Below are 22,575 nucleotides of genomic sequence, written 5' to 3'. Positions count from 1 at the left end.
CTACTTTTTTATATGATAATTCAAAGATATAACCTTATATAATACCAAGAACCAATGCACTCAGCAACATTACGATTGATGATCCTATGGCCCATTTTAAGGTGAATTTCAGGTGATCGGAGAATTCAACACCCGCCAGTGAAACCAACAGATAAGTGGAAGGAACCAAAGGACTTAATAAATGAGAAGCCTGTCCCACAAGACTTGCACGTCCTAAAATGTCCGGAGGAATATTCAGCTGGCTGCCGGTTGCGGTAATCACAGGCAGTATTCCGAAATAATAAGCATCATTAGTAAGGAAAAAAGTAAGCGGTACGCTGAATATAGCTGTAATTACATTTAGATACCCGCCCCAGGTTTTAGGAACGATACTGATAATGCTGTTTCCCATGGCATTCATAATTCCGGTACCATTCAGGATTCCTGTGAAAATTCCAGCTCCGAAGATCATACCAGCTACAGATAAAGCATTTCCTGCATGTTTTGAAATGATTTTCTGTTGGTCTTTCAGCTTCGGATAATTAATCAGAGAAGCTATACAAAAGGCAATCATAAAGGCAATTCCCAAAGGAATAATGTCCAGAATCATCACGCAAAGCAGAATGATAGTCAGAATCAGGTTGATAATAATAAGTTTTGGACGTCTTAATGCAGGATCATTCTCGCCGGCAATATCCTGTCCGCTGTATTTGGTGTATTTTCCGTGCTTGCTTATTCTTTTTTTCTCCCGTACCCCTAAAATATAGGCAACAAAGAATACCCATACCAGACCAACCAGCATGACCGGAATCATAGGAACAAATATTTCCGTATGTCCCAGTTTAAGGGAACTCATTACCCTTGCGGTAGGACCACCCCATGGTAAAATATTCATAATACCACCAGCGAGCATAATGATACAGGTTAGGACCAGAGGGTTCATCCCCTGTTTTTTATAAAGTGGGAGTAATGCTGCCACTACAATAATATAAGTGGAAGAACCATCGCCGTCTAAAGAAACTAAAGTGGTGAGAAGGGCGGTTCCGATGGTTGTTTTTACAGGATTATCTCCCACAGCTTTTAGTATGGCATTCACAAGAGGCTCAAAAAGTCCTGTATCAATCATCAGACTGAAATACAGAATGGCAAAAATCAGCATAACCCCCGTAAGTGCTATTTCTTTTACCCCTTCTTTCATCATTTTTCCCAGGTCAGGCCCGAATCCTGCCACTACAGCAATTAGTACAGGTACAAGTACCAAAGCGGTAAGCGGAGTCATCTTTTTGTTCATGATGAGAATCATGAAGATGAAAATCATTAAAAAACCAAGAAATGTAAGCATAGTTGTATGTAAATATTAATGAGGTATTATTGTTTCTTTTTTCTCCAGTCAAAATTGTTTCTGAAACCTATAAACCCGTAATTACTTGTTTTTTTGGTTTCCAGCTGATTGATAAAGGCAAGCTCTAACGCAGAATTTTTTCCTAATTTTATTCCAAGGCCTGCTGTAATACGATTGCTGTCAAAAGGTTCCAGCTTATCAACATTCATTCTTATTTCATTTTTAAGAATGCCATAGAGTTTTTCCTTTTCTCCTTTTTTATTGAAAGGTATCCGGACAGAGATCAGATAACGGATTCTTACTTCAAATTCATCAGGATTGCTGATAAAACGTTCTTCCACTCTAAGCCTGTTGGAAATTGATGTTCTTCCGATGTAATAATCAGCGGTTACCTGTTGAAAAGGTCTTTTCTCATATCTTATTTTTTTAGAATCATCAGCATTATAAGATTCAAGAATTAAAAACATAGCTCCTGCGGCAGGTTTTATATTTTCCACCACTTCATAATCTACATAGGCATTCACCAGAAAAAGCCTTGTGTCATAAGCCAGATCGAAGGAACGGTACTGGGTAAGCGCGGTTAAAGTACTTTTATCGGTAATCTTTGCCGACATCAGGTACTGAAACCACATATTGTAATTGTCTTTGCTCTGACTGTATAAAAGGCCATTTATCAAGCAAAATGATAAAATAAGCGTTAATTGTATATTAAGTTTCATGTAATATTGGATTAATATTGCGGTTTCTCAAATATATTTATTCAGGAGAGCGGGGTTAGATTTTTTCAATCAATGACAGTTTTTCTCAACGAACTGCATTTTGAGACAAAAAGATATTATATTTGATGCGTTTCAAAATTCGGTATGGACTATGTTTTTAATCATTAATTTTATTATTATATTATTGATTATCAGGATTTTATTTAGTGGTAAAGTTCTGGAAAGCCTTATGAAGTATCGTTGGAAATTTTTGTTGAGGTTTCAGCACATTTTTTTCCTTTTTGTCTTCATTTTGATGACTTATTTCACCGAAAACTACTTCCTGGATTCAACTCAGCTGGTAATAAGCATTATTTTGAATACAATTTTCAATGTTGGAATTTATTATCTGGTGTACTATTATCTTGTTCCCCGGTTCTATTTATCCAATAAGTATCCGGAGTTTATCCTCTATGCTTTAATCTGCTTTTTGGTGTCCAGTCTTTTCAGAATTTTGTGGGAGCCTGCAGTCTTTCAGATGGATTTCAGCGGAAAAGGGTATCATGTAGGTTTTCTGTATAATGTGTACATTTCGCAGGGGGTCGTCATTCTGGTGGGATCTTTTCTGGGGATTACCAAAGACAAATTTTTAATAGAACAGGATGTGATCAGCCTTGGAGAAGAGAAAGATCAGCTTTATCTTGATTTACTGAAGTCTAAGCTAAACCCTCATTTTTTATTGAACACGCTTAATAATATATACGCGAACAGTTTTACCCATTCTGAGAAGACATCAGATTCTATTTTGCAGTTGAGCAGGCTTCTGAAGTATATTATTTATGACAGTGGAAAAGAAAAAGTAACCGTTTCCCAGGAATTTTCTTCATTAAAAGCGCTTGCTGCGTTGTATCAGCTGAAATATAATAACCAGCTTGATATTGTCATGGATATTGAAGAGCAGGAAGAATTTGATATTGCTGAAATCCCCTCTGCGATACTTCTTACTTTATTTGAAAATGCATTAAAACATTCCGCAATAGGAGAAGATGCTCATGGTTTTATAAAATTATTCTGTAATATTGAGCGCTCTGAACTGTATTTTGAAATTATAAATTCTGTAGAGAAAGATAGAACTTATGCAACTGAATCTGATTATCACGGATTGGGTAATGAAGCAATTATTCATATATTGGAAAAATTTTATCCTGATCAGTATGAATTTTATTCCGGGCCGAAAGAAAATGATCAATATAAAATTGCTTTAACAATTATTATAAATGGCTAACCTGACTATCGTTAATGTAGATGATGAGTATCCTGCATTACAGCTTGTAAAACAATATTGTGATCAGCTTGAAGATGTTGAACTGCTGGCTTCATTTCAGAAACCGGAAGAAGCACTGGCTTTTCTAAAGACCAATAAAGTAGATCTGGTTGTTTTCGATATCAACATGCCTGGGATCAATGGAGTAGAGCTTTTGCAGCAGCTTCCTGACCCGCCGCTGTGTATTTTCCTTACGTTGGAAACAAAATATGCGGTGAAAGCTTTTGAACTGGATGTGGTTCATTATCTTATCAAACCTGTAGATTTTGATACGTTTAAAAAAGCAGTAAACAAAGCACGGGATTTTGTTCAGTTTAAAAGTTCAGCAAGTAATAAGCAGCAAGAAGACTTTATTATGTTCAAATCCAATTATGTGATGAATAAAGTTTTTCTAAAAGATATTCTCTGGATACAGGGATTTGGGGAATATATTGTCCTGATGACACCATTGAAAAAGTATATGATTCTGGAAAGAATGTCAAATTTTGAAGAGAAGTTTCAGCATTTCGGGTTTATCAGAATCCATAAATCTTATATCGTATTATCAGATCACATCAATTCTTATAATTCCGGCCATGTTTTCCTGAAAAATGGAGAGGAACTTCCGTTGGGGAGAACCTATAAAAAGAATTTAATAGCACACTTAAACTAAAAAAAGCCGGAAATTTCCGGCTTTATTCAAAATTGTTATCTGATGACAGAACTAAGGGCAATACTGTCCCGGTCCGATCCAAAGGATACATTGCCCTTTGTAATTGTACTCACAGCAAAAGCGTCCTGCTGCTCCGCCACTGATTGATTTCTGAGCATCTCTGCTTAATAATTTAGCGTTTTTCATAGTTAGTAATATTTTGATTTGTACATCCTGAGCATTTAAAGTCAATCAGGATTTTGACATTTGGTGTAAAAGAAGTGGATCAAAGATACTATTTTTCCTAATTGTGTGATATATTTATTAATGTTTTTTTAAATAAAATTTTGACTATCAATTATTAATGGATTTTTATTCAATAGTGAAATAAAAATACAGAGTTGAGAATATAAAAAGAGAAAGCCGGAAATTTCCGGCTTTTTTCAAAATTGTTATCAGATGATAGAACTAAGGGCAGTTGTATCCCGGCCCAATCCATAAAATACATTTTCCGTTGTCGTCGCGTTCGCAGCATACAAGTCTGGCAGCAATTCCGCCATTGATGGTTTTCTGAGCATCTCTGCTTAGTAATTTGGCATTTTTCATAAGTAATATTTTTGTTTTTTTTAATCCTGAACATTTATTGTCAATCAGGTTTTTGACACTTGGTGTTTATCGTAAATCAAATATAAAGCTTTTTAAGACAGGCTGTTATGTTTTTGGTAGACAAGAAAGAGGAGTTGGTATCTTAAGAATTTCTGAATGGTTTCATAAATTTTTGGATGACCAGATTTTAAACAAAAAAAACACTACTTAGTAGTAAAAAGAATGTTTAAATCATCTTTACTGCTAAGTAGTGCTGTATTTGTTAAAAGTTACAACTTTTTGATTTTTAACTCTTTCCTGCGGCCTGCATTGGATTTACCTTTCCGGTTGAGCCTCCTCTTACAGATCCTCCTTCCTGTTTTTGTTTAAAGAGTTGGAATTTTGAAGTTTCAGTACCGGATCCTGTGCTGCTCCAGAAGTTATTATTGGTATCAATATCAGCAGTTTCTCTCATTGGATCAAGCTGAATAGATTTTACTTTCTTGTCAAAATAATACGTCTTTGAAACCTTTTGCTCATTCAGTCTCCAGATCTGTGCTGCAGATTTATCATACAATTTTGAGCCGTCTTCAAAAGTGAACTCAAGAATGATCGGCATTACCAGTCCACCTTTGTTTACAAAATCAATCTGATATCCTGTAATATTTTTGAACTTCTCTTTATCCTTGGCATCTAAAGGAAGACCAGCCTCTGTTTTGATGGTGTATTCCTTATTATTATCAACTTTTTCCTGACCTCTGTCATATTTATAATAGAAATCCTGGGCAGCTTTATCAGTATCTACATAGAATTTAATATTCTTATCTTCTCTGTTTCTGATTTTTGAAAGATCTTCAAAACTGTTTACTAATGGTTTTTCAACCTGATACTTTACTTCAGCTGCGGCTTTAGGGTCGGTTTCAAGATTTGGAACGGCTACTGTTACTTTATCAATAGCAATATCTACAGGATCTGTACCGTAGAACCAGCCTCTCCAGAACCAGTCAAGATCCTCACCGCTGGCATCTTCCATGGTACGGAATAAATCTGCAGGTTCAGGATGCTTGAAAGCCCATCTTTTAGCATAAGTTTTAAAAGCTTTGTCAAAAAGCTCTCTTCCCATGATCGTTTCACGAAGAATATTCAATCCTGTTGCAGGTTTTGAATACGCGTTCGGACCATACTGAACTATATTTTCAGAGTTGCTCATAATAGGTTCCAGCTGATCTTTCGGTAGTTTCATATAATCTACGATCGTCCACGCTGGTCCTCTTTTGGAAGGGAATTTATTATCCCACTTTTCTTCAGTAAGATATTCTGTAAACGTGTTCAGACCTTCATCCATCCATGCCCACTGTCTTTCATCAGAATTGATGATCATTGGGAAGAAGTTATGACCCACTTCGTGAATAATTACTCCCAGCATTCCGTTCTTAGTTCCTTCAGAATATGTTCCGTCTTTTTCAGTTCTTCCGAAATTGAAGCAGATCATCGGATATTCCATTCCGTTGGCAGCTTCTACAGACTGTGCGACAGGATATGGATAAGGAATAGTAAATTCTGAATAGGTTTTAATGGTGTGAGCAACTGCTTTTGTGGAAAACTTTCTGTAAAGACCATAAGATTCTTTTGGATAGAAACTCATTGCCATTACTTTATTGTTATTTTCAGGAATCGTTACACGCATTCCGTCCCAGACAAATTTTCTGGAAGAGGTCCATGCAAAATCACGAACATCCTTAGCTTCAAAAACCCATGTTTTTCTTTGCTTGGAATGATTTTTTTCTGCTTTTTTAGCTTCATCCAACGTTACGATTTCGATAGGTTCAGAGGCATTTTCAGCCTTTCTGTATCTTGATAGCTGATCAGAAGTTAATACCTGATCGTAATTTTTACATTCTCCTGTTCCACCTACAATATGATCGGAAGGAACATTCACGGATACTTTAAAATCTCCAAAAACCAGTGCAAATTCACCTCTTCCGGTAAACTGATGGTTCTGCCATCCCTGGAAGTCACTGTATACACACATTCTTGGATACCATTGTGTCATTGTATAAAGATCATTACCGTCTTCAGGGAAATTTTCATAACCGCCACGGCCTCCCATCTTCATTCTGTTGGAAATATTGTAATTCCAGTCTACCTTGAAAACGAATTTTTCACCCTTTTTCAAAACTTTAGGAAGATCAATACGCATCATGGTTTTGTTGACGGTATACTTCAGTGTATTTCCTGAAGCATCCGTTACTTTTTCAAGGATAACTCCATAACCATTGTCTTTTACAGGAAGTTCTGTTGCCTTAAGCTGCTGATCAGTCGTTGAAGGACGAAGAACAGAGGAAGCATCGTATCCTGCATTTCTGATGCTTGAATGTTCGTTTTCATCAAGCTGCAGCCAGATATAATCCAGATCATCCGGAGAATTATTGTAATAAGTCACCGTTTCTGAGCCTTTCAGATTTCTTTTATCCTCATCCAGATACGCGGAAATGTTATAATCAGCTCTGTTTTGCCAGTATCCGTGTCCTGGGGCTCCTGAAGCTGTTCTGTAAATATTGGGTGTTGGAAGAATTGTTCCAAGCTGCTCAAACTTGTTGCCATGGTTGCTGCCTGGGTTATTCTGAATATTTTGTGCGGTGAAACCTGTATATGCAAATACAGAAAATGAAAGTATAATAACTTTTAGTTTCATAACCGAAATGATTTATTAATGATCAAAGATAGGAATAAGCTCTTAAAATAATAGAAATATTTAACTTTTAAAAAGGAATCCTTTCCAAAGTCATTTTTAAGGATAAAGCAAATACTCCGGAAGAAACAAAGAGAATCCAGTCTTTTTTATTTACTTTAAAAAGGTTGAGTGAAATAAACAGGATGATTAAGATCGCAGCAACAATTACAATTTGGCCAAGTTCTAAACCAATATTGAATCCCAGAAGAGGTAAAGCAATGCTTTGACTTTTTGCAATCATTACTCGTGCAGTGTTGGCAAATCCCATTCCATGTACCAGACCAAAGATCAGCGCAAGATAGTAATTGGCCCGCATCAAAGTTTGTTTTTGATTTTTCATGATAATATTATCCAATGAAGTCAGTACAATCGTCAGGGGAATTAAAAACTCAACCCAGTCAGACGGAACTCTGAAGACGTCGAGGATACTTAAAGCTAACGTAATGGAATGCCCGATGGTAAAAGCGGTAACAAGAATCAGAATTTTTTTCCAGTCACTATAAGAATAAACAGCAATCAATGCCAGAACAAATAATTGATGATCTAAGGCATCCAAAGAAATAATATGCTCCCATCCAAGGTTTAAATAAAAAAGAAAATCCTGCATTTTGGTTAAAAAATTTTATATTTTAAATATTTTGTTAAAATGTTATTAATTTTATTATTTGATTTAATTTTATGCTTGTTATTTGTTAATTGTTAAATTTATTTATGTTTTAAATAAAAATTGTATAATTGTATTGCATAAAAATGAAATATGGAAATTAAAAAATTATTTTTTACAAAAGTAAGCATTTCACATGGAGGAGCGAAGCTTCTAAGAAATGCAACAGCAGCCTTTTTAGGATTATATTCCTATGCTTTTTACGGGCAGGTACAGAAACTGGACTCTCGATTTGATGTTTTATTGAAAAACAAAGAGAGTATTGCGAATGGAAGGGCGGTCAAAGAACTGGAACGTCCGGATATGAAACTTGATCAACATTTGGTGGTGACTTCAAAAGGGGCACAAACAATGTATTCATGTATTATTTATACCAAAGAACCGGAAAAACTGAAAGCAGACGGATTCATTATTCAGAGCCAGCTGCCAACTTTTTCTACAGCATTGGTTACCATTGAAGATATTGAAAGACTTACGCAGCTTCCTTATGTAACGTCTGTAATGGGACCGGCATTTGATGAGCTTCATAATGATGTAAGCAGAGCCCAGTCCGGAGCAAGTCTTTTGCAGGATGGAGTTTTCAATAATACGGCTTATAATGGTACCGGTGTTTTGGTGGGAATTTATGACAGTGGAATAGACTGGAAGCATCCGGATTTCAGAAAAGCTAATGACCAGACCAAAAGCAGAATTGTTTCCATCTGGGATCAGACATTAACGGCACAAGCCGGAGAAACTACGCCTACAGGATTTTCGACAGGGGTAGAATATACAAGAACTCAGATTGAAGATGAGCTGGATGGAACACCTGTAGGATTTGTTCGTGAAAATGATACAAACGGACATGGAACTCACGTTTCAGGTACAGCTGCAGGAAATGGCTCCGCTTTTACAGATAAAAGACATAAAGGATTTTCATCCGATGCAGATATTGTCTTTGTAAAAGGAGGGAATGGCTCTTTTCCTACAACAAACACCATTAATGCCTTAACCTATTTCAAGAATGTAGCTACGGCACTTAATAAACCTATCGTTGTCAATATGAGTATTGGCGGCCAGGGAACAGCCCATGACGGAACATCCAGTCATGAAGTGGCAGTTAACAATTTTACCGCATCAGGACCTGGTAGAGTTGTGGTTATCTCTGCGGGAAATGATTATGGAGCTAATCTTCACAGAAAAGTGGATATTGAAGCTGGTGCGGCACAGACATATAATTTTACAGTAGCAAGCAATACTTCTGCTACTTCAGTATTTTCATTCATTATGTATGCCAATGACAATACTGCTGTTACGGCAAAGCTAACTACTCCGGATGGGCAACAATATACACAGAATATTAGTACGACTACGGCTCATACTATATTGGGAGGAGGCCTTACAGCAACTATGTATAACTATTGGGGGAATGATAACAACAAAAGATATGTACAACTAATAGTAACCAGAACCTCCGGAACTACCAATGTTCAGGGGAATTATACATTAGAAATCACTAATAATGGAGCGCAGCAGATAACAACCCACGGCTGGCTGTATAGTCAGGGAGTGGCAACTACCTTACAAAATGGAGATAATGAATATATTGTAGGATCACCGGGGAATGCTTCTAATGCTATTACCGTTGCTTCTTACATGGGAAGAGCAAGTTGGTATAGTGGTACAAGCGGTTATTATACACTTACTCCACAGGAGTCTATATCTTCATTCAGTGGACAGGGACCAAGAACAGATGGTTTTCAAAAACCGGATATTGCGGCCTCAGGACAGAATGTTATTTCATCCAGATCAGGTGATTCTGCTCCAGGTGCTACAGATATTATTGCCGGGACTAATTATTATGTGAAAAATCAGGGAACAAGTATGTCTTCTCCTGGTGTAGCAGGAGCTGTAGGATTATTACTTCAGGCAAATCCTGCATTAACGGCAGCTCAGGTAAAATCACGTCTTACTTCTAATGCAAGAATGGATGGAGCAACGGGAACTGTGCCCAACATGAGATGGGGGTATGGTAAACTAGATATTTACAAAGCGGTAACCGATGAGCTGGGATGTGTGAAATCTAATTTTGAGACTGTAGGATATGATGAACCTTATATTATTGCCAATACAGAATCTAATTATTACTTTGATAATATAGCTCTTGCTGTCAGATATACACCAACATTAACAGGAAAACTTGGAGGATTTTCATTCTTAACGGGAACTTCACTCCCTTCTGACATTCCGGTAGATATTCAAATCAGAAAAGTGGATGTAAATGGGAATCCCGGAGATATTATAGCCACCAAAACCATTACTTCATGGCTTAATAATGTGCAGAGATTTACCTGGAATTACGTGAATCTTTCCGATTTGAATGTACAAATGGTAACCGGAAAAGAATTTTATATTGTTGTAAATGGCTTAGGCGGAAGAATTGCCATGAAAGCTGAGAGTGCAGTGGTCAACAACAGATCCAAGACGTCCACAGATGGTACAACATGGACTTCCAGAACCTTCGATCTTAAAATGAGAGCTACTGTATATGAAAATGTTGCTGAGGTGAAAAATTTAGCAACTACCAACCAAACGAAAGCTAGTGCGGTAGCCAATGGATATAACTATTTTACCAATGCCTGCCAGCTTATCTCCAGAGTTGAAAAAGAAACTGCGAGTACTGTAACAGGAAATACAACATCAAAGGTATGGATAGATAATGCACAGCCAAACTATGTTGCGAGAAGATATGAAATAAACCCAGACACGAATGCAGCCACAGCAACCGGAAAAGTAACGTTATATTTTAAACAGAGCGATTTTGATGCTTATAATCTGACAAACGGAGTTAAATTACCTACTTCACCTACCGATGTTGCCAATAAAGCTAATCTTCTTATTGAAAAATATACAGGAACCAGTACTACAGGTACAGTGGCTTCTTTTGGAGGGGCTGCTACAATTATTACGCCTGATATTGCAGATATTATCTGGAACGATACCTATCAATATTGGGAAGTGAGCTTTCAGACAACAGGTTTTGGCGGATATTTTGTTAAAACAGGAACAACATTAGGAACATCGGATGTTAAGCTGAACTCAGATGTAAACATCACTCCGAATCCTGCAAAAGATTTTGTAAATGTTGCATTAGGCAGACATTCCAAAGCAGCGGTAACCATTTATGATGCCTCAGGAAAACTGATTAAAACTGTAAATGTGGATACTAATTCAGGTAAAATTGATGTTTCAGAGCTGGTAAGAGGAACTTATCTATTCACCATTGTACTGGAAGATAGTACAAAAATTACGAAAAAGGTAATTAAGCAATAAATTTTGACCAATCAATTATAATCAGAGGCAGCGGTTTTTATAACTGCTGCTTTTTTTATATTTGCTGTAAAAATAGAATTCATGTCGGGTAAGCTTTTTTTGGTTTTTTTTTTATTCGTAACCATGGTATTTCAGAGTTTTGTGAGTGATGAAGATTTTCATCCTTATCATGTAGGCTCAGTAGAAATTAATTATAATGCAAAATCCAGAACTTTTGAAGTGACCGGACGATTCTTCCTTGATGATATGGAAAATGGTTTGGGAAAAAAATATGGAGGATCTTTTCATTTTAATGATGAAAAATACAAAGCAAAATTGAATGATGCATTACAGAAATACTGTTCAGAATATTTTAAATTAAAAGCAGACGGTAAATTTTTGAAAGTAAACTATATCGGTTATGAAGAAGACCAGGAATCTGTAGATATATTTCTAGAGTCAGAACCTGTAGCCACCCCTAAAAAAGTAGAAACTGCCGTAAGCTTTCTGTACAACCTTTTCGATGATCAGATCAATATTGTCCACATCATTGTGAACGGACAAAGAAACAGTGAAAAACTTACCTATCCTAACCGCTATCTTTATAAGCAGTTTTAAGAATATTAATTTTCCAGCTGAAGTAACGTATTAATTCCTTTTGCATGAGCAAGAAGGTCAGGGAAAAAGTCATCGTAACATTGCTGAAGATGATCTTTATTCTTTAAAAAAGCTTCAAAAACTGGAATGTCTTTATCCAGGTATTTTGCTTTATTGAGTACATTTTGAATACTGAATTTAATTCCCCAGTCTTCACGGTAATTATAAAGCCAGTCATCCTGTTCCATTTTGACCAGCATTTTTTTGAAGTTTTCCGGAAGCCATTGCTCATTGGCATTTAATACTTTATAAACCTTAAGAGAATGAGTTTTCCATTCCGTCAGAGAATTCAGGGAAAGATCTCTGGCTACAAAATGATCCATAGAAACATCTACAAATGCACCCGCATATAGTCTTACCAAAGGTGCAAATACTTTTTTAGCCTCATGAATAGCAGGATGGGAGTCTGTATAGGTATCAATAGCTCTGTGCAGGGTAATTCCGTCTTGAATATCCTTAGGGAAAGAAAAACGATCCCTGTTGCGGATGAAATCTTCGAGAAATTGACCCACGATCTGTCCGTCGGTAAAAGAAAGAAAGGAATGAGCCAGATAATTCATAATTTAAAGGTATGAATTAAAAGTGAATGTTTGACAAAGGGAATAGTGAATAGTGAATAGTGAATAGTGAATCCGCTTCGCTCGTGAATTTTTTTATTGCATCCCTATTGACCATTGACTTGCGAAGCAAAAATTGATCATTCACATTAAAAAAGCCTCTCATGAAAATCTTCAATCTTACTCACTTCTTCGATCTTTATACCAAATTTTCTTTTCGGAATCTTATTAAGATTGGAAACAAATATTTTTTCATAGCCTAGCTTTTCAGCCTCGGTAATTCTTTGTTCCACCTGTGCTACAGGACGTATTTCTCCACTTAATCCAATTTCTCCGGCAAAGCAGTAATGTTCTGAAATAGCAATATCTTCATTGGATGAAAGAACAGAAGCTACCACAGCCAGATCCAATGCTGGATCATCAGTCTTTATTCCTCCGGTTATATTCAGGAAGACGTCTTTAGCTCCCAATTGGAAACCTGCTCTTTTTTCCAGAACAGCCAAAAGCATATTCAGTCTTTTAGAATCAAAACCGGTAGAACTTCTCTGAGGAGTACCGTAAACAGCAGTACTTACCAATGCCTGAATCTCCAGAAGCATAGGCCTATTTCCTTCCAGAGTAACCGCAACGGAATTTCCGGAAAGTTCCTCAAATTTCTTGGTAATCAGAATTTCAGAAGGATTTTTAATTTCTTTAAGCCCCTGAGAAACCATTTCATAGATACCGATCTCGGAAGTAGACCCGAAACGGTTTTTATTGGCTCTTAGCAATCTGAAAAGGTGATTTCGGTCTCCATCAAAGTTCAGAACAACATCCACCATGTGTTCCAGCACTTTTGGTCCGGCAATCTGACCATCTTTGGTAATGTGTCCTACAAGGAATACCGGAGTATTATTTTCTTTGGCGTATTTGATGATTTCATTAGAACATTCCCGGATTTGAGATACAGTTCCCGGAGAACTTTCTATCAGCTGAGACTGTAAAGTCTGAATAGAGTCTATGATCATGAAATCCGGCTCTAGTTTTTTGGCTTCGTGAAGAATTTTTTCTAATGATGTTTCTGTGAAAAGAAAACAGTTGGGATTTTGAATATCCGTAAGCCTGTCCGCTCTCATTTTAATCTGAGAAGCACTTTCTTCCCCAGAAACATAGAATATTTTTTTCTTCATTTTCAAAGCAAGCTGAAGCAGAAGAGTAGACTTCCCGATTCCCGGTTCACCACCAATCAAAGTAACAGAACCTAAAACAATTCCGCCTCCTAAAACACGGTTCAATTCATCAGAAGGAGTTTTTATTCTCGGCTCTTCGCTTGTTACTACTTCAACAATATTGATTACATGTTGTTTGGTTTTTGAGAAAGGAGGAGTTTTATGAGACGGCTTTTCAACCACTTCTTCCACCAAAGTGTTCCATTCTCCACAGTTTTTACATTGTCCAAGCCATTGTGGGTATTGTGTTCCGCAGTTTTGACAGAAATATGCTGTTTTCAGTTTTGCCATACTGCGAAGTTATAAAAAAGCATTTTTCTTTCAGAATCTAAATGGATTTAATATTAAAAACTAATGCATCCGCAGTAGAAATATCTTTCATATCTTAGCTTCATTCAATTAAAATGTTAATGTAAAATATTATTACAATGAAAAAAGTATTTTTATCTTTCGTATTTGCACTTTTAAGTGTTGTGGCATTTGCACAAGGTACCTGGGAAGTAGACCACATGCATTCTTCTGTCAACTTTAATGTTAAGCACATGGGAATTAGCTTTGTACAGGGAAGGTTTGATAAATTTGACGGTAAAATGGCTAGTAGTGGTGCAAATCTGGATAATGCAGATTTAAACTTTTCCATAAGTACTTCTACCATTAATACCGGAGTGGATATGAGAGACAGACATCTTATAAGCGAAGAGTTTTTTGATGTTGCCAAATATCCTACCATCGAATTTAAAAGTTCTTCCGTTACAAAAGATAAAAACAACAATTATATCGTAAAAGGGAAACTGACTATGAAAGGAGTGGAGAAAGAAATCAGCGCTCCGGTTACCTTTGGTGGAATTACCAAGAATAAAGACGGTAAACAAATCATGGGAATTCAGACAAAATTTACAGTCAACCGTCTGGATTACGGAATCAAATATGATCCTACAGGAGCTGGGATTGCAAAAGATGTTGAAGTAACAGCTTATTTTGAACTGGTTAAGCAATAACATTTTAAAGCATAAAATAAAAAAGGTTTTCCATTGGAGTGGAAAACCTTTTTTATGAAAGTTGTTTTTTATAAAACTACGAAAGTTTTTCATTTTTAAAATATTTCTCAGCAGAACAAAACTGATGGTAATCAGGTTGGCTGTAATTTTCTGATTATAGCTTTGTTTCATTTGCTTATATCAAGAATAGATAAAAATTTTTATCAGGTTTTATAATTGTTTGAGCGGTGTTTTTCAATTTTCAAAATCTAAATAATTGCTTTGTATTTCTTTTTCCCCTAACTTTGCACAAACCTAATCTAATGAGTAAAAAGAATACAAAGTACATCTTTGTGACAGGAGGTGTAACTTCATCTTTGGGAAAGGGAATCGTTTCTGCTTCTCTGGGACTTCTACTAAAATCACGCGGCTTTAATGTAACGATCCAAAAATTAGATCCTTATATCAATATCGACCCAGGAACATTGAATCCTTATGAACACGGAGAGTGTTATGTAACTGAAGATGGTGCGGAGACGGATCTGGATTTAGGCCACTACGAGCGTTATCTTGATGCTCCTACATCCCAAAACAACAACGTTACTACAGGAAAAATCTACCAGACTGTAATTGAAAAAGAAAGAAAAGGAGATTTCCTTGGAAAAACAGTTCAGGTAATTCCTCATATTACTAACGAAATCAAACGTAGAATTAAAATCCTTTCAAAACAGAACTACGATATCATCATTACGGAGATCGGAGGAACTGTAGGGGATATTGAATCTTTACCATACATTGAAACTGTTCGTCAGCTGAAATGGGAATTGGGAGAAAGTAATTCTATGGTGATTCACCTTACTTTACTGCCTTATCTGGCTTCAAGTGGAGAATTAAAAACAAAACCATCCCAGCACTCCGTTCGTCAGTTGATGGAAAGCGGGATTATGGCAGATGTTTTAGTGTGCAGAACAGAGCATAAAATTCCTAAAGATCAAAGAGCAAAACTGGCTCAATTCTGTAACGTTGCTTTAGAAAACGTTATTGAATGTAAAGATTTGGAAACAATCTATGAAGTTCCAATGTATCTTCAGAAACAAAACTTTGATGATGTAGTATTGAAAGAACTGGATCTGAAAAGTGATAAAACAGCTGATCTTAAAGACTGGAAGAGTTTCCTTAAGAAATTCCAAAATCCTAAGAAAACAGTTGAAATTGCCTTAGTTGGAAAATATGTTTCTCTTCAGGATTCCTATATTTCTATTGCTGAAGCTTTCAAACATGCAGGGGCTGACCTTGAAACTGAGGTAAAAGTAAGATGGGTATACAGTGGAGATATCACAGAAGAAAATATTAAAGATACTCTGAAAGGAGTAAATGGTATTCTTGTGGCTCCAGGTTTCGGAGACAGAGGAATTGAAGGGAAAGTTCTTACCGCAAAATATGCAAGAGAAAATAAAATTCCAATGTTGGGAATCTGTTTAGGAATGCAGATCATGACGGTTGAGTTTGCAAGAAATGTTTTAGGACACACAAAAGCAAATTCAGTAGAATTTGATACGGCAACTCCGGATCCTGTAATCTCATTAATGGAGGAGCAGAAAAATGTTATCGATAAAGGAGGAACAATGCGTCTTGGAGCTTGGAAATGTTCTTTGAAAAACGGTTCTAAACTATTTGATATCTACGGAAGCAAAAATATTTCTGAAAGACACCGTCACCGTTATGAATTCAACAGTGATTATCTACAGGAATTTGAGAAAAATGGTTTCCTTGCTACAGGAACAAACCCTGAAACAGGCTTGGTAGAAGCGCTTGAGCTTCCTGATCACCCGTTCTATGTAGGGGTTCAGTATCACCCGGAATATAAGAGTACGGTAGCAACACCGCATCCTTTATTCAGAGCTTTCATCAAGGCTTGCGAAAAGAAATAAGGTAATATTTTATCATAAACGTCTATACATAAACTCAAGCTGATTATTCTCAGCTTGAGTTTATTATATAGTAACATCGTAAAGCATAGAGTTTTGATAAAAAAACAGTATTTTTGTCAGCTCAAAATTATGTACGTTACAGGTACATCCTAAGTTTAAAATTTTAATATAAAATAAAATGCAACAAAACAACGGAATCGATAAGAAACAAATGATTAGTTTCGCGGTTTTATGCCTGGTTCTCTTCGGTTTTATGTTCTATTTCCAGAACAAACAAGCGAAAGAAGAGGAGTTAAAAGCTCAGCAGCAGAAAACGGAACAGGTAAAAAATGCCGTAAAACAAACTCAGGCAAACAATATCAATCCAAATGTAACTCCTAACTCAATCCAGACAGCAAGTCTTGGAAATAATGAATTAAAACTTGAATTTTCAAGCTTAGGAGGACAGGTTTCCAAAGTGGAGCTTTTGAAATATAAAGCTTATAACCACAAAACAGACAATGCAGATCAGCCGCTTTATCTGATTACTAAAAATAATTCAAACTATGGTTTTCAGTTTAAAGACAAAACAGGGAAAGTTGTTAATACTAAAGATTTAGTTTTTTCACCTTCTGTTAATGGAAATGCTGTAACCTTAACTGCAGATTATAATGGAGCTGTAATTCAGTTTATTTATACACTACTTCCAAAATACACTCTTGATTTTAAAGTAAGAACTCAGGGGCTTTCCAAAATTACTTCAGACAATAAAGCTGATTTCATTTGGGACTATAATGTGAGAAACTTAGAAAAAGGTAGAGCCCAGGAACAGTCTCACTCAGAATTTTCTTACGCTTTCAATAATTATAAAGACTATGATTATGATGGAAGAACGACAATGGATGAAGAAAAAGAAACACTTAACTGGATTGGTGTAAAGCAGCAGTTTTTTACTTCAGTAATTGAAGCTAAAAACGGATTTACTCAGAGCAAAGGAAATCAGGAAAATGTTGAAGAAGGAGAATATTTGAAGAAACTCAACTATGAAGGTTTTGTTCAGATGACCGGAAGTGAGCTGAATCAGGATTTTACATGGTATTTCATGCCATTGGATTTACCATTACTTAAATCTTATGATAAGAACTTTGATGAAATTCTTCCGTTAGGTTGGTCATTCATCGGAGCAATGAACCGTTACTTCTTCATGTGGCTGTATAGTATTATTGCCGCTTGGGGACTGTCAGCAGGTTGGGTGATCTTTGTAATGACAATCATTGTTAAATTAATCCTGTCACCAATTATGTATAAGCAGCATAAATTGAGTGCGATGATGAAGGTGATCCGTCCGGAAATTGATGAAGCGAATGCTAAATTTAAGGATGCAGATCCAATGAAGAAACAGCAGGCTACGATGGAGATCTACAGAAAAGCAGGAGTGAATCAGATGGCAGGGTGTTTACCGGCTTTGGTTCAGATTCCTATTTTCTATGCATTGTTCCGTTTCTTCCCGAACTTTATTGACCTTAGAGGGCAGGGATTTTGGTTTGCAAAGGATTTGACGGCTTATGATGATTTGATCAAGCTTCCGTTTAAAGTTCCTTTCCTTGGGGACCACTTAAGTATTTTTGCATTAGCTTGTACAATAGTAATCCTTATATATACTGTGATGACCTCAGGAAATATGCAGCAGCCTCAACAGGAGGGAATGCCAAATATGAAAGTTTTAATGTATATCTTCCCGATTACATTCTTATTCTTCCTTAATACTTCAGCTTCAGGTCTTTCTTGGTATTATTTTGTATCGAATGCGATTAACATCTTAATTATCCTCGTTATTAAATATGTGATTCTGGATGAAAAGAAAATCCATGCTCAGATCCAGTCTAATAAGGAAAAACCGAAAGCAGAAGGTAAGTTCCAGAAAAGAATGAGAGAAATGATGGAGAAAGCTCAGGAACAGCAAAAAGCTCAGGAGCAGCAAAGAAATAAGAAGAAATAATTTCTTAATTATAACATAAAAAGAGAAGCAATTATTCTATTGCTTCTCTTTTTTTATCTGATTTTTTTATTTAGAATGATTTTAAATTTTCGATCTTGGCATGAGAATTTAACAATTGAAAATCAGGTATTTTCAGTCATATTTCAGTCTGAAAGATTGTCTGTGATGTGATGTTGGGCCATACTTTATAAGGGCTTCCTGATGTTTTTTTGTAGCGTAACCAAAATTGGTATCCCAACCATATTCAGGATGTTCCTCATGAAGTTGAATCATTAATTTATCCCTGTAGTTTTTGGCAAGAATGGATGCTGCAGCAATAGACAAAATCTTAGAATCTCCTTTAATAATACATTGATGGGGTATGTAATTATAAGGATGAAATTTGTTTCCATCTACCAAAATCAGCTCTGGAATTATCGTTAATTTATCCAGTGCCCGATGCATGGCGTGAATGCTCGCATTAAGAATATTATGCTCATCAATAAAGGAAGGAGGAAGCTCTGATATGGCGTAGTCTTTCACATTATCTTTAATGTAATTATCCAGTTCCATCCGGGTTTTGAACGTTAATTTTTTTGAATCATTAACCAGATTTTGTTTGAAATTATCATCCAAAATTACCGCCGCCGCCACTACCGGACCGCTTAAACATCCTCTTCCTACTTCATCACATCCAGCCTCGATGTAAAGGTTTGACCAGTTTTTTATTAGCTCCATGAATTGTTTCTCTGATACAAAAGTATAAAATTTTACAGGAAGTTATTTTATGTGTTTTTTACTGTTTTCTGTATTAGGAAGAGTATAATTTATTGTTTTTAGGTCTTTGTGTTAAAGTTGTCAATTATAGTTGTTTTTCATATTGATGAAATTATGTATGTTTCTTTGGCGAGTTGTTAGTTTTGGCATGCTTTGAAACTGTTTGTTTTTATTAATTATAAAACTTTAACATTTTTTTTGGTCGTTTTGGGAAAGTTTCACATATTTGTAATCTGTAAAAATAATTGAATTTGATATGAAGAAATTAACTGCGAGTGTATTTGCGGTTGTACTATCGTCATCATTTATGATGGTATCAGCGCAAAACACGAAGGATACTCTAAAAACCAAAAATATAGAGGAGATAGTTGTTACCGGAGCCTTAGGTATCAAAAGAAAGGCTGATGCGATAACAAATACACAGCAAGTTGTAACGACAAAAGAACTGAATCAGGCGTCTGCACCAACCGCTGTACAGGCGTTGACGGGAAAGGTTTCAGGTTTGCAAATCAATTTGACAAATAACGGTGTAGACCCCAGCTATAGAATTGTCTTAAGAGGAGCTAAATCTATTACGGGTAATAACCAAGCATTAATTGTAATTGACAACGTTATTTCATCTGCTGATATCTTACAGCAGATACCACCAGAAGCAATAGAAAACATTAACGTAATTAAAGGTTTACAAGGAGCTGCACTTTATGGTCAGCAAGGGGTAAACGGGGTAATTATTGTTACAACAAAAAGAGGTACGAAATCTGAGAAACTTCAGATGACATTCAATTCATCTATTGATATTTCTAACGCATTTATGCTTCCAAAAGTTCAGCAGAAATACGGTAAAGGAGTTCAGGATGAAGGATGGAGTGATGTAAGCTATGGAGGTACAAACTATGTGCCATGGGAAAACATGTCTTGGGGAGCTGCTTATGATAATCCTGCTATTGGAGGAAGTATGATGCCTTCAGGTCTTCCACAGGCTGATGGGTCATTTATTTATGAAAAATATGCTCCAGTGAAGAATTTCATGAGTAAATTCTTTTCAACAGGAGTATTAACTCAAAACGGAATTACGGCAACAGCAGGTGGATCTGATTCATATGTGTCTTTCTCTGCTAACAGAACAGAAAATAATTTCGTAGTTGAGGGTGATAAACTAAGACAAAACAGTTTTATTTTTAAAGCTGGAAAGAAAATAGGAAAATTGAAAATTGATGGTAACATCAACTATATTAACAGAATAATATCCAATACAAACTCATCTTTATATGATGATATTCTTCAGACTCCTACTAACAATAACATTAAACTTTATAGAAATAGTGGAATTGAAGGATATTACACAGGGTATGCTGTAAACCCATATTGGACAATTGATCACGAAAGATATGACAGACGTAGTGATTACTTTAGTGCTATCCTTGGTTTAGACTATGAATTGAATAAGAACATCAACATTACATATAACGGAAACGTTACAACAAGAGGGATGACTTATACAAGACATAATGATGGTGCGGTTTTCACTAAAACATATAATCTTCCTGGAACATCTATCGATGGAATTACTTTTGGTGATTTAGGAAATGGTGATATCACTTCTTGGTTCTATGAAAGTACATCTAAGGAAAGAAATTACTATGGTGACTTAATGATTAACTTTAATTATGAGTTAACGGATAAAATTGGATTAAAGTTTAACATTGGTAATAACATTCAGGACAGAACATTTAATGTAACATCTGTAGGAGGTAATAATTTAGATATACCAGGTTGGTATCATATCAAAAATGTACTTAATCCAGACCCTTATTCAAGTGCTAATTTAGATAACTACCAGACAAACAGCAGAATTATTGCAGGATTTGCTAACTTAGATTTAAGTTATAATGATTATTTATTCTTAAACTCTACATTTAGAATTGAGCAGTCTTCTGTGTTATCAACAAGGCCATTTAGTACAGGAAAAAGAACAAACCCGGTTTATCCATATTACTCTGTAGGTTTATCTTTTGTCCCTACTAAAGCATTTGAAAGCTTAAAAGGAGATATTCTTAACTACGCAAAAATTACCGGATCATTTACAAGAGTAGGTAATACAACAGCAGTAGATCCTTACAGAACTGATGAAATTGGAGTATTCCCAACAGGTTTTCCATTTAACGGGCTAAGTTCATATATTAATAATCAAACGCCTACATCAGTAGACATTAAACCTGAATTTGTTAATACTTTAGATTTCGGATTGTCATTAGGATTCTTAAAAGATAGAATTAGATTAGATGCGTCAGTTTATCAATCTACTACTGATGACTTAATTACAGCAAGAACAGCATCAAGTGCATCCGGATTAACAAGTATTCTTGATAATGTGGGTAAAATGAGATTAAGAGGACTTGAACTTGATTTAGGAATCACGCCAATTAAAACAAGTGATTTTACTTGGGATATGAAAGTATCATATTCTACTTACAGATCTAAAGTATTGGAATTGGCTGACGGAGCTGATGAAGTATCTTTATTGAGTAGTACTGCAGCAGCAGTAGGTATTTTCGCTGTGAAAGGATCTGATTTCCCTGTTATCAAAGGAAGTGCATTCCAAAGAGATGATCAAGGAAGAATTATTGTTGACTCTAAAGGAAATCCTTTGACAACAAGTAATCTTCAGGTTTTAGGTAGAGCTACCCCTGATTATATTCTTGGATTCTCTACAAATATTAAGTATAAAGGATTTACTTTATCAGCGATGGGAGACTTCAGAAAAGGAGGTCAATTTGTTTCATTCACGAAAAACTTGCTTGCCTTTACAGGAGGTTTAGAAGAGTCTGCGGAATTTGACAGAACTCAAGGATATGTTGTTCCTAATTCAGTACAAAATACAGGTACAGCAGCAAATCCGGTATATACTCCTAACAATACTCCAGTAGGTGGAGCAGGAACTTATACTAACGTTACTAATTACTTCTCAAGTAGTGCTTATAGAGCTGTTGGGGAAAACTTAGTAGTGGATGCAACTGCATTAAAGATCAGAGAAATTGCATTAAGTTATGATATACCAAAATCAGTCTTAAGCTCTACTTTCTTGAATTCATTGACAGTTGGTGTTTACTCAAGAAACCCGTTCTTTAAGTATGCGGATAACAACAGAAACTATGCGGATCCGGAAACTGCAAGTACAACAGGGAATGCTGCAGGTTTTGCTTATACAACGCAATATCCATCAACTAGAAGCTTTGGGGTGAATCTTAAAGCATCTTTCTAAA

17 protein-coding genes are annotated in these 22,575 nt (G+C 35.9%); 8 read left to right on the top strand and 9 right to left on the bottom strand.

Annotation, left to right across the window (positions count from 1 at the left end; all coding sequences use genetic code 11):
- Positions 1-34 precede the first annotated feature (34 nt).
- Both FW780_RS10805 and FW780_RS10800 read right to left on the bottom strand, forming a co-directional pair.
- Positions 35-1,321, bottom strand: a complete 1,287-nt coding sequence (locus tag FW780_RS10805; protein ID WP_149833582.1) for a CitMHS family transporter — start codon at positions 1,319-1,321, stop codon at positions 35-37.
- Between the two features lie 26 nt (positions 1,322-1,347).
- Complete coding sequence (locus FW780_RS10800; RefSeq protein WP_241676885.1) at positions 1,348-1,953, bottom strand: DUF2490 domain-containing protein; 606 nt, start codon at positions 1,951-1,953, stop codon at positions 1,348-1,350.
- Between the two features lie 382 nt (positions 1,954-2,335).
- Between FW780_RS10800 and FW780_RS10795 the strand changes: the two genes are divergently transcribed.
- Both FW780_RS10795 and FW780_RS10790 read left to right on the top strand, forming a co-directional pair.
- A complete protein-coding gene (locus FW780_RS10795; RefSeq protein WP_241676884.1) occupies positions 2,336-3,304 on the top strand; it encodes a sensor histidine kinase in 969 nt (322 codons plus the stop codon).
- Positions 3,297-3,995, top strand: a complete 699-nt coding sequence (locus FW780_RS10790) for a LytR/AlgR family response regulator transcription factor (RefSeq protein ID WP_149833580.1) — start codon at positions 3,297-3,299, stop codon at positions 3,993-3,995. The genes FW780_RS10795 and FW780_RS10790 overlap by 8 nt, the downstream gene beginning before the upstream one ends.
- A gap of 51 nt (positions 3,996-4,046) precedes the next feature.
- On the opposite strand, the gene FW780_RS22720 is transcribed toward FW780_RS10790, so the two are convergent.
- The 4 genes from FW780_RS22720 to FW780_RS10780 all read right to left on the bottom strand — a co-directional run bounded on the left by FW780_RS22720 (position 4,047) and on the right by FW780_RS10780 (position 7,900).
- Complete coding sequence (locus tag FW780_RS22720; protein WP_262714032.1) at positions 4,047-4,181, bottom strand: hypothetical protein; 135 nt, start codon at positions 4,179-4,181, stop codon at positions 4,047-4,049.
- Between the two features lie 261 nt (positions 4,182-4,442).
- Complete coding sequence (locus tag FW780_RS22400; RefSeq protein ID WP_167510676.1) at positions 4,443-4,580, bottom strand: hypothetical protein; 138 nt, start codon at positions 4,578-4,580, stop codon at positions 4,443-4,445.
- A gap of 286 nt (positions 4,581-4,866) precedes the next feature.
- Complete coding sequence (locus FW780_RS10785; RefSeq protein ID WP_149833579.1) at positions 4,867-7,254, bottom strand: M1 family metallopeptidase; 2,388 nt, start codon at positions 7,252-7,254, stop codon at positions 4,867-4,869.
- A gap of 67 nt (positions 7,255-7,321) precedes the next feature.
- Entirely contained in the window at positions 7,322-7,900 is a 579-nt protein-coding gene (locus tag FW780_RS10780; protein ID WP_047435205.1) for a HupE/UreJ family protein, read from the bottom strand.
- A gap of 150 nt (positions 7,901-8,050) precedes the next feature.
- On the opposite strand from FW780_RS10780, the gene FW780_RS10775 reads away from it, so the two are divergent.
- Both FW780_RS10775 and FW780_RS10770 read left to right on the top strand, forming a co-directional pair.
- The gene (locus FW780_RS10775; RefSeq protein ID WP_149833578.1) at positions 8,051-11,269 is read left to right on the top strand and encodes a S8/S53 family peptidase; all 3,219 of its coding nucleotides are present in this window, start codon (positions 8,051-8,053) and stop codon (positions 11,267-11,269) included.
- An 81-nt stretch (positions 11,270-11,350) separates the two neighbouring features.
- A complete protein-coding gene (locus tag FW780_RS10770) occupies positions 11,351-11,866 on the top strand; it encodes a DUF6702 family protein (RefSeq protein ID WP_149833577.1) in 516 nt (171 codons plus the stop codon).
- A gap of 5 nt (positions 11,867-11,871) precedes the next feature.
- On the opposite strand, the gene FW780_RS10765 is transcribed toward FW780_RS10770, so the two are convergent.
- Entirely contained in the window at positions 11,872-12,465 is a 594-nt protein-coding gene (locus FW780_RS10765) for an acyl carrier protein phosphodiesterase (RefSeq protein WP_149833576.1), read from the bottom strand.
- 146 nt (positions 12,466-12,611) lie between these two features.
- Positions 12,612-13,961, bottom strand: coding sequence for a DNA repair protein RadA (gene radA, locus FW780_RS10760; RefSeq protein WP_047379126.1), 1,350 nt, complete (start codon positions 13,959-13,961; stop codon positions 12,612-12,614).
- A gap of 137 nt (positions 13,962-14,098) precedes the next feature.
- On the opposite strand from radA, the gene FW780_RS10755 reads away from it, so the two are divergent.
- The 3 genes from FW780_RS10755 to yidC all read left to right on the top strand — a co-directional run bounded on the left by FW780_RS10755 (position 14,099) and on the right by yidC (position 18,556).
- Positions 14,099-14,668 carry a YceI family protein gene (locus FW780_RS10755; RefSeq protein WP_149833575.1) on the top strand — a complete coding sequence of 190 codons (570 nt, stop codon included), beginning with the start codon at positions 14,099-14,101 and terminating at the stop codon, positions 14,666-14,668.
- A gap of 302 nt (positions 14,669-14,970) precedes the next feature.
- Positions 14,971-16,578, top strand: a complete 1,608-nt coding sequence (locus FW780_RS10750; RefSeq protein WP_149833574.1) for a CTP synthase — start codon at positions 14,971-14,973, stop codon at positions 16,576-16,578.
- A 178-nt stretch (positions 16,579-16,756) separates the two neighbouring features.
- Complete coding sequence (gene yidC, locus FW780_RS10745; RefSeq protein WP_149833573.1) at positions 16,757-18,556, top strand: membrane protein insertase YidC; 1,800 nt, start codon at positions 16,757-16,759, stop codon at positions 18,554-18,556.
- Positions 18,557-18,688: 132 nt separating this feature from the next.
- Here yidC and FW780_RS10740 read toward each other — a convergent pair whose 3' ends face one another.
- Positions 18,689-19,273 carry a ribonuclease HII gene (locus tag FW780_RS10740; protein ID WP_149833572.1) on the bottom strand — a complete coding sequence of 195 codons (585 nt, stop codon included), beginning with the start codon at positions 19,271-19,273 and terminating at the stop codon, positions 18,689-18,691.
- Positions 19,274-19,568: 295 nt separating this feature from the next.
- Here FW780_RS10740 and FW780_RS10735 point away from each other — a divergent pair, with 295 nt between their 5' ends.
- Complete coding sequence (locus FW780_RS10735) at positions 19,569-22,574, top strand: SusC/RagA family TonB-linked outer membrane protein (protein WP_149833571.1); 3,006 nt, start codon at positions 19,569-19,571, stop codon at positions 22,572-22,574.
- The last annotated feature ends 1 nt before the right edge of the window (position 22,575 follow it).

Origin of the sequence: Chryseobacterium sediminis, from assembly GCF_008386505.1 — a bacterium.
GTDB classification, from domain to species: Bacteria; Bacteroidota; Bacteroidia; order Flavobacteriales; family Weeksellaceae; genus Chryseobacterium; species Chryseobacterium sediminis.
Note: the sequence above shows the minus strand (reverse complement) of the source record. Positions and strands in the feature narration are given on the sequence as shown.